General features: G+C 62.0%; 4 protein-coding genes. 2 read left to right on the top strand and 2 right to left on the bottom strand.

What is annotated here, in order from left to right; genetic code table 11:
* Both dnaE and BW11_RS11990 read left to right on the top strand, forming a co-directional pair.
* Positions 1–3,436: DNA polymerase III subunit alpha (gene dnaE / locus BW11_RS00545; protein WP_140476338.1), on the top strand; the 3,436-nt coding region annotated here is incomplete at its 5' end.
* A gap of 140 nt (positions 3,437–3,576) precedes the next feature.
* On the top strand, positions 3,577–3,651 hold the full coding sequence (locus tag BW11_RS11990) for a 50S ribosomal protein bL37 (protein WP_099327425.1): 75 nt from the start codon (positions 3,577–3,579) through the stop codon (positions 3,649–3,651).
* A gap of 87 nt (positions 3,652–3,738) precedes the next feature.
* Here BW11_RS11990 and BW11_RS00540 read toward each other — a convergent pair whose 3' ends face one another.
* Complete coding sequence (locus BW11_RS00540) at positions 3,739–5,979, bottom strand: YhgE/Pip domain-containing protein (RefSeq protein WP_140444282.1); 2,241 nt, start codon at positions 5,977–5,979, stop codon at positions 3,739–3,741.
* Positions 5,979–8,498, bottom strand: coding sequence for a YhgE/Pip domain-containing protein (locus tag BW11_RS00535; RefSeq protein ID WP_181162430.1), 2,520 nt, complete (start codon positions 8,496–8,498; stop codon positions 5,979–5,981). The genes BW11_RS00540 and BW11_RS00535 overlap by 1 nt, the downstream gene beginning before the upstream one ends.
* Positions 8,499–8,534 lie beyond the last annotated feature (36 nt).

Below are 8,534 nucleotides of genomic sequence, written 5' to 3'. Positions count from 1 at the left end.
GGTCGGCATCACGGATCATGGCAATATGCATGGTGCGTATGAGATGTATACGAACTGCGTGGCCAATGGTGTCAAGCCGATCATCGGGATCGAGGCGTACGTGACGCCGGAGACCGCGCGGCAGGACAAGTCGCGTGTGCACTGGGGCACCGAGGCGCAGCGGGGTGACGACGTCTCCGGCGGCGGCTGGTATACGCATCTGACGATGTGGGCAAGCAGCAACGAGGGGTTGTCGAATCTCATCAAGGCGTCATCCGTGGCCAATCTTGAGGGACGGGTGTCGAAATACCCTCGTATGGACAATGATGTGCTTTCGACCTATTCGAAGGGTGTGATCGCGTCGTCGGGCTGTCCGTCGGGCATCATCCAGACTCGTCTGCGCTTGGGTCAGTTTGATGAGGCGTTGCGTGCGGCGGGGGAGTTTCAGGACATCTTCGGCCGTGACAACTTCTACATCGAGCTGATGCGACACGGCCTCGATGCGGAGGATCGTGTGCAGTCCGGTCTGCTGACGATCGCGAGGAAGCTTGATGCGCCGCTGTTGGCGACGAACGATTCGCATTACGTGCATGCGGAGGATGCGGAGGCGCAGGATGCGATGCTGTGCATCAATTCGGGTTCGCATCTGGATGATCCGAATCGGTTCAAGTTCGATGGTACGGGTTATTACATCAAGCCGGCCGAGGAGATGCGCGAGCTGTTCCGGGAGTTTCCGGAGGCGTGTGACAACACGTTGGAGGTGGCGGAGCGGTGCAATGTGATCTTCGATGATCATGAGGACGGGGCGTTTATGCCGCAGTTCGACTGTCCGGAGGGGTGGGATGAGGCGAGCCTGTTCCTCAGGAAGGTCGAGGAGGGGCTCGAGCGCCGCTATGACGGCAACGTGCCGGAGCATGTGTCCCGTCAGGCGGATTACGAGTGTGGTGTGATCTGTCAGATGCAGTTCTGCGGTTATTTCCTGGTGGTGGCGGACTATATTCAGTGGGCGAAGGATCACGGGATCATGGTGGGGCCGGGTCGTGGTTCGGCTGCGGGTTCGATGGTGGCGTATGCGATGGGCATCACGGAGCTGGATCCGTTGAAGCATGGTCTGATCTTCGAGAGGTTCCTGAATCCGGAGCGTGTCTCGCTGCCGGATATCGATGTTGACTTCGACCCGGAGGGGCGTCTGCGTGTGATCGACTACTGTGGTGAGAAGTACGGGCGTGACAAGGTCGCGCAGTGCGTGATCTATGGTGTGATCAAGACGAAGCAGGCGTTGAAGGATTCGGCGCGCATCATGGGCTACGAGTTCGCGATGGGCACGAAGGTCACCGAGGCGCTGCCGCCGTCGAAGAACGGCAAGGACGCGAGTCTCAAGGAGATCTTCGATCCGACGTCGAAGCGGTATGCGGAGGCGCGTGAGTTCCGTGAGCTCTACGAGTCGGATCATGACGTGCACATGGTCGTCGATAAGGCGAGGACGATCGAGGGTCTGATTCGTCAGACGGGTGTGCATGCGTGTGCGACGATCATGGGTAGTGAGCCGATCACGGATACGTCGCCCCTGTTGGAGCGTACGGATGGTACGGTGACGACCACGTTCGAGTATCACACGTGCGAGACGCTGGGGTTGGTGAAGATGGACTTCCTGGGGTTGTCCAACCTGACGATCATCCAGGATACATTGAGGAACATCGAGGCGAACGGCAAGCCGGCGATCGACTACACGAGGATCCCGTTGGATGACAGGGCGACGTACGAGCTGCTGTCGCGGGGTGACACGCTGGGCGTGTTCCAGTTGGATTCCGATGGCATGCGCAGTCTGCTCAAGATGCTGAAGCCGGACAACTTCAACGACATCTCGGCTTTGATCGCGCTGTATCGTCCGGGTCCGATGTCGATGGAGTCGCATATCAACTACGCCAAGCGCAAGAACGGGTTGCAGAGGATCACGCCGATCCATCCGGAGCTGGATGAGCCGCTTCGTCAGGTGCTTGACGAGACGTATGGTCTGATCATCTACCAGGAGCAGGTGCAGTCGGCGGCGCGTATCCTGGCGGGCTATTCGCTGGGCAAGGCCGATGTGCTGCGTCGTGCGATGGGCAAGAAGAAGCCGGAGGTGCTGGCCAAGGAGAAGATCCCGTTCTTCGCGGGCATGAGGGAGCACGGCTATTCGGAGGAGGCGTCGCAGGCCGTGTGGGACGTGCTGGTCCCGTTCTCGGGGTATGCGTTCAACAAGGCGCATTCGGCCGCGTATGGTCTGATCTCCTATTGGACCGCGTATCTGAAGACGCATTATCCGGTAGAGTTCATGGCCGCGTTGCTGCAGGGTGCGAAGGGCAGCAAGGACAAGACCGCGTTGTACCTGGGTGAGGCGCGGCGCATGGGCATCCAGGTGCTGTCGCCGGATGTCAACGAGTCGCAGTTCGCGTATTCGGCCGTGGGTGACGTGGTGCGTTTCGGCTTGGGGGCGATCCGCAACGTGGGTGAGAAGCCGGTGGCGGACATCATCGCCGAGCGGGAGAGCCCGCGCGGCAAGTACGTGAACTTCATGGACTTCATCCGTCGCGTGCCGTTGACCGCGTTGAACAAGAGGCTTGTCGAGTCGTTGATCAAGGCGGGCGCGTTCGATTCCATCGACCCCAACCGTCGTGCGCTCTACGAGATCCACGAAGCCGCGATCGATTCGGTCGTCAGCCTCAAGCGCAAGCAGGCCGAGGGCCAGTTCGACCTGTTCTCCGATGACGAGGACGGTGGCGCCGAGGCGATGGGCGACGCGTCCATCACCGTGCCCGACGTGGAGGAGTGGGACAAGAAGACCAAGCTCAACTTCGAACGCGAGATGCTCGGCCTGTACGTCTCCGACCACCCGCTTTCCGGCATGTCCGCCGTGCTGGCGGGTCTGCGCGAGATATCGATCGCGCACCTCATCGACCGTGCTCGCACCATGGGCGACGGCCAGCAGGTCACCCTCGCCGGACTCGTCACCAACGTGGACCGCCGCGTCTCCAAGAAGGGCAACGCGTGGGCGATCGTCACCATCGAGGACCTGGAAAGCTCCATCCAATGCCTGTTCTTCGGCAAAGTGTACGAGACATACGCTGCGCAGCTTTGCGTCGATCAAATCGTACAGATTCGGGGACGTGTGGATCGACGTGATGAAACCATTACGATCAGAGTGACGGGGATGCGCGTACCTGCTACGGAGAATCGGGATGGGAAGCCGCTCGTCATCCTCCTGCCGAATTCGTTGTTGACCCGAGACAACATGACCAGACTCAGACAGGTACTTGTCGACCACCCTGGACTCAGTGAGGTCGAGCTTGCTCTGCTCGACGCTGCAGGCAATGCGGAGGTTCTTACCTTCGGCGACCGATTCCGCGTCAGAAAGGAGACGTCGTTGTTCGCCGAACTCAAGGTCATGTTCGGTTCCAACTGTCTGTCATCGATTTGACGTCGCTGTGGGCCTATCTGCGCCACGGGTGAACGGCGCATGTCCCGCCGGCAACGCCCGGTGAGACGCGCGGTTGAGAACGTCTGCGTGTTGTGGCATAATTCCGAAGGCTTATTTTTCTAGAAAAAAGGAGTCCAATCATGGGCATGCGCGGACGTAAGCGCAGGGATCGTCGTAAGAAGGCCGCCAACCACGGCAAGCGCCCGAACACCTGATCGATCCTGTCGCAAGACATATGAAAACCCGCCTGAACCTCACGGTTCGGCGGGTTTTCCTTTTCGTTCTTCCTTTTCGGTCGCATCTCAGTTCATCGCCATCGTGCTGGAGATGAGGGTGCTGGTCTTCGCCATGGCGCGGGTCACCGGCGTGTACAGCGTGAAGCCGATGAGCAGGGCGACCACGAGATAGATGCCCATGCGGCCCATCTGCTCCCAGTAGACGTTGCCGTAGAATCCTCCGACTGCCTCCCGCAGCGCGGTGATGCCATGCGAAAACGGCAGATAAGGGTACAGCTGTCTGAACACGCCTGGGAGCATCTCCACCGGGAACGTGCCGCCTATGCCGGCGATCTGCGAGACCATGAGCGCGGCGCAGATCGCCTTGCCGACGGTGTTGAATACGGCCGCCAGCGTGTAAACGAGCATCGAACTCACCAGCGACGACCACCACAGGCACAGCATGAACAGGAGCGGGTCCGTCGCCTGCGCGCGCAGGTACAGCAGGTCGCCGAGTCCCAGCACGGTGGTCTGCGCCAGCGAGAACGCGACGAAGGTCAGGCCGCGGCCCAGATACAGCTGCCATGGCCTCGGACGGTCCAGGGCCGCGGAGATCCTGTCCGACACGTTCGCCTTGAGGATGATGCTCAGGAACATCGCGCCGACCCAGATGGCCAGCAGTGTGTAGAACGGGGTCATCGCGGAGCCGTTGTTCGCGATCGGGTACACGGCTATGCGCTTCGTCGTCACGGGCGTGGTCATGGCCAGGGCGATGGTGTCCGTGGGTTGGGAGAGCAGTTTGCGTACCTCCTCCACGCCACCGGAGGCCATGGCCTCGTCCAGCTTGTCGGCGGTCTCGCCGAGTTTCTTCGATTGCTCGAGCAGCGTGTCATGCGCCGTGTCGATGTTGGCCGTCAGCTCCTTGATATTGGTCAGCGCTCCGGCCGAGCCGCTGCCGTCGATTCGCCCGGTCACGTCGGCGAGCGCGGAGGTGGTCTCGTCGACCAGCGCCTTGGCGTCCGTTCCGGTCCGCTTGGCGGAGTCGGTCACGCCGGAGAGGGTGGCGACGACGTTGTCCTGATACGACTTGTTCAGGTCGCGGATCGACTGCGCGCTGGCCTGCGCCTGCGCGGCGATGTCCTTGCCCGAGTCGTTGATCGCCTGTCCCTTGGCTTCTGCCTGGTCCGCGGCGTCATTGATCTTCGTATCGGTGGCATTGAGACGCTTGAGGGTGCGGTCCACGTCGGCGATGGCCTGGTCGATCGCGGCCTTGGCCGGTTCCGTGTGCAGCGTCTCCCGGATGGAGACCAGCGTGTTGCGGTACTGGGTCAGGCTTGCGATCATCGGCCTGATGCGGTTCGTGGAGATCGCGCGCAGGGCCGCCGCGGTGTTGGCGGATCCCGCGGCGGGTTTGCCCAGCGCCTCCTCGGCGTTATCGCCGACGTTGTCGAAGGCGTTCGCCGCGGAATCGAGTCCATCGGCCATGTTCGCGTTGACGCGGTCGATCGACGTGGATGCGTCTCCGAGCTTGCCGGTGATGCCGTCCATGTCGACGGTGGAGGATTGCAGCGACCGCTTCGTCCGTTCCATCGATTTGCCGGATGCGTCGAGCAGGGATGCCGCGGAATCGGCGAGGCCCGCGTAGCTCGAAGCGAGGTCGGCCGCATCGGAGAGGTCTGCCGATTGCCGCCGCAGATTGGCGCTTAATGCGCTGATGGATCGTGCGCTCTGGTCCGTGTCGAGATAGGAGGCCACGGAATCAAGCGTGCCGGCTGCGGTCTGGGCGACGGACGAGGTGAGGGTGTCGCTGATCTGCTGGCGTACTGTGGATGCGCCCTGATCGGTGACGGTGGAGCCGATGGGGTTCTTCTTGGGGTTGGAGTAGTAGACGAGCTGCGCCTGCCTCGCCTTGGTCTTGTCCGTCTTCCCGGAATCCGCGGTCCCTTCGTTCAGCAGGGAGAACAGGTCCGTGCTGAAGTCCTCGGGAATCACGATGGCCGCGTAGTATTCGCCTGATTCCACGCCGCTTTTGGCCTTATCCTCGTTCACGAACGTCCAGTCGAGGCTGTCGTTTGCCCTGAGGGCGTTGGAGACCTGATCGCCCATGTTGACCTTCGCCGGCAGCAGGTCGCCCTGATAGCCCTTGTCCGAGTTGGCGACCGCGACCTTCATGTCGCCGGTGCTGTCGTAGGGGTCCCAGTTGGCGTAGATGTTGAACCATGCGTAGAACGACGGCATGAGGATCAGGCCGATGGCGATGATGAGTGCGATCACGCTGCTGCGGATGTGCAGCATATCGGTGCGGAATATGGTCCATACGTTCTTCATCAGCGGCCGTCCTTTCCATTGTTGTTGACATCACCTGCGGCCACGACGGAGCGCAGCAGGCTTTCGGCGCCCATCGTGCTGTCATGCGCCTGCCGCGGCAGGTGGAGGTGGATGTATTCGAGGATGATCAGCGCGACGTCCACCACGATCACCATCGCCAGCCAGGCCACGAGGAATCCGATGCTCGGTCCGACGATCATCATGGCGATGAGGAACACGACGGGGATGATCCAGATGAGGTGGAATCCGATGCGCACCAGATGCGGGTACAGGCGCTCGAACTTCTCCGCCCTGCGCCTTATGCCTGCGCCCCATGTCGGGTCGGCGAGCATCTTGCGCACGGTAATCATGGCGTTGCGTTCGGATACGACGATCTCCATGCGCTGCGCATTGACCAGATCGGTCTGCTCCAGTTCCCTGTTGAACAGGTCGTTGAGGTTGGCGAGCGCCGGGCGGCACAGCATCGCCACGAGCAGGAACATCACGGCGAACGTGGAGGTCTGCCAGATGCGTGTCCAGAAGTCCGTGCCGTAGAAGCCGCCGATCGTCTCACGGAGCGCCTCGACGCCGTAGGTGAACGGCAGTATCGGGTACAGCAGTCGGTAGAAGTGGGGCATCATCTCGATCGGGTACATGCCGCCTGCGCCCGGTACCTGCAGTATCAGGAAGATCACGCTCAATGCCATGCCGATGTGCCGGAACATCATGACCAAGCTGTAGGCGATCGATACGTAGGTCATCGAGCATACGATGGTGCCCAGATAGTACGCCCATGGCACGTTGCACTGGATGCCGATGACGAGGTTGCCCGATGCGATGACGATGCCCTGCATCACCGCCACGACCATGAGCAGCAGCCATCGTCCAAGGAACGCCTGCTTGGGCGTGAGCGCGTCGACGCCTTCCGAATCGGCGTCATTACGTATGAGGGTAAGCGCCACAAACGCGCCCGCCCAGCATGCGAGGTTCGTGAAGAACGGGGCGATGGCGGTGCCGTAGTTCCTCATCGGATAGTACTCGCGGGTCTCCAGACCGACCGGGGAGGCAAGGAACGAGGACACCTGATCGGCATCCACGTGCGCGAGGCCCTTGACACCGGCCCACGCGTCGCTCGCACGGAGGACGGCGAAATCGGCCTGCGTGCGTTTCACCGACTCGTCCACGCGGTCGAGTGCCGTGCCTGTCTGTCCCATCACCTCGGATGCCGATTCGAGGGTCGTGTCGAGCTGGGCGAGATCGGCGTCGATGCGGTCGATCGATTCGGCCGTTCCGCCCACGGTGCCGGACAGGCCGACGAGCTGGGTGGAGACGCCGGTGAGGGCGGAGTCGATCTTGGCCGAGGCACCGGAGGAGAGGGCGGACAGGCCGTCAGCCTTACCGTTCAGATTGTCCAGCGCGTTGGAGAGTCGTGCGTCGGCGGTCTGCATCGCGGAGGGGATGCCGTCGTTCAACCGACTTATGGCGTCGATCTGCGCGGCGAGGTCGCGCTGATGCCGTTTCGCCTGTGCGAGGATGTCTGAGCCTGCAAGCTGCGGATCGGATTCCATCGCCGCGATCGCATCCCCCAGGGAGTCGTTCGCGGATTCGAGCGTGGACAGTGAGGCGTCGACGCGGCCGGAGACGTCCGCCGCATTGCCGTTGATGGTGTCCTTGACGCCGTCGATGTGTCCGGCAAGGGCGCCGGAACCGGACTGCACCTGTCTGATGGTCGAGTTCATGGAGTGCTGGAACGCCGACAAACCGGTGCGCGCGGAGTCGACGGAGGATGCCGTGTCGTTGACGCTCGCGGAAAGCGCGTCGGCGCGACCGGCGATGCCCGTCATGTTGTGGCGGGCCTTCGCGATCGTCGCCCGCGCATCGGTGATGGAGGATTGCGCGTCGTCGACTTTTCCGCGGGCCGCGGTGATGCTGGATCGGGCTTCGTCCAACTTGCCGTCCAACTGGTTCGCCGTCCCGTCGAGCTGGCCGTTCATCCGTCCGGCTTCCTTGGCGAGTGTCTTCGTGACGGTCCTGCTCACGGTGGAGACGAACGACGCGTTGATCTGCTGTTCGAGGGCGGAGGCGCCGGACTGTGTCACCCGCGGCGCGAGCGTATTGACCTTCTCGTTGACGTAGAAGGACAGTTCGGGGCGTGTGAAATCGCCCTGCAGCACGCTGGTCAGATCCTTGCTGAAGTCCTTGGGGATCACGATGGCCGCGTAGTATTCGCCGGATCTCACGCCGTTGACGGCGGCCGACTCATCCACGAACCGCCATCCCAGATCGTGGTTGTCCTTCAGGGCGTCCATGGTCTGATCGCCCACATTCATTTCGGAGCCGTTCACCATGGTTCCCGCATCGTTGTTGACCACCGCGATCGGCACGTCGCCGGTGTTCGCGTACGGGTCCAGATTCGCCGCGACGTTGAGCCATGAATACAGTCCCGGCACGAAGCATGACGCCAGAACGATGAACACGGCGAAGGGCACCGCGCAGATCCGCTTCACATCGCGGATGAAGACGCGAAGGATGTTGTGCATGATGTTGTCCGCTCCTCTCCGGGGTCCGTTCCGGTC

Source organism: Bifidobacterium sp. UTCIF-38, assembly GCF_006454495.1.
Classification (GTDB): domain Bacteria; phylum Actinomycetota; class Actinomycetes; order Actinomycetales; family Bifidobacteriaceae; genus Bifidobacterium; species Bifidobacterium callitrichos.
The sequence above is the reverse complement of the archived record's forward strand: the minus strand, read 5'-3'. Positions and strand labels throughout refer to the sequence as shown.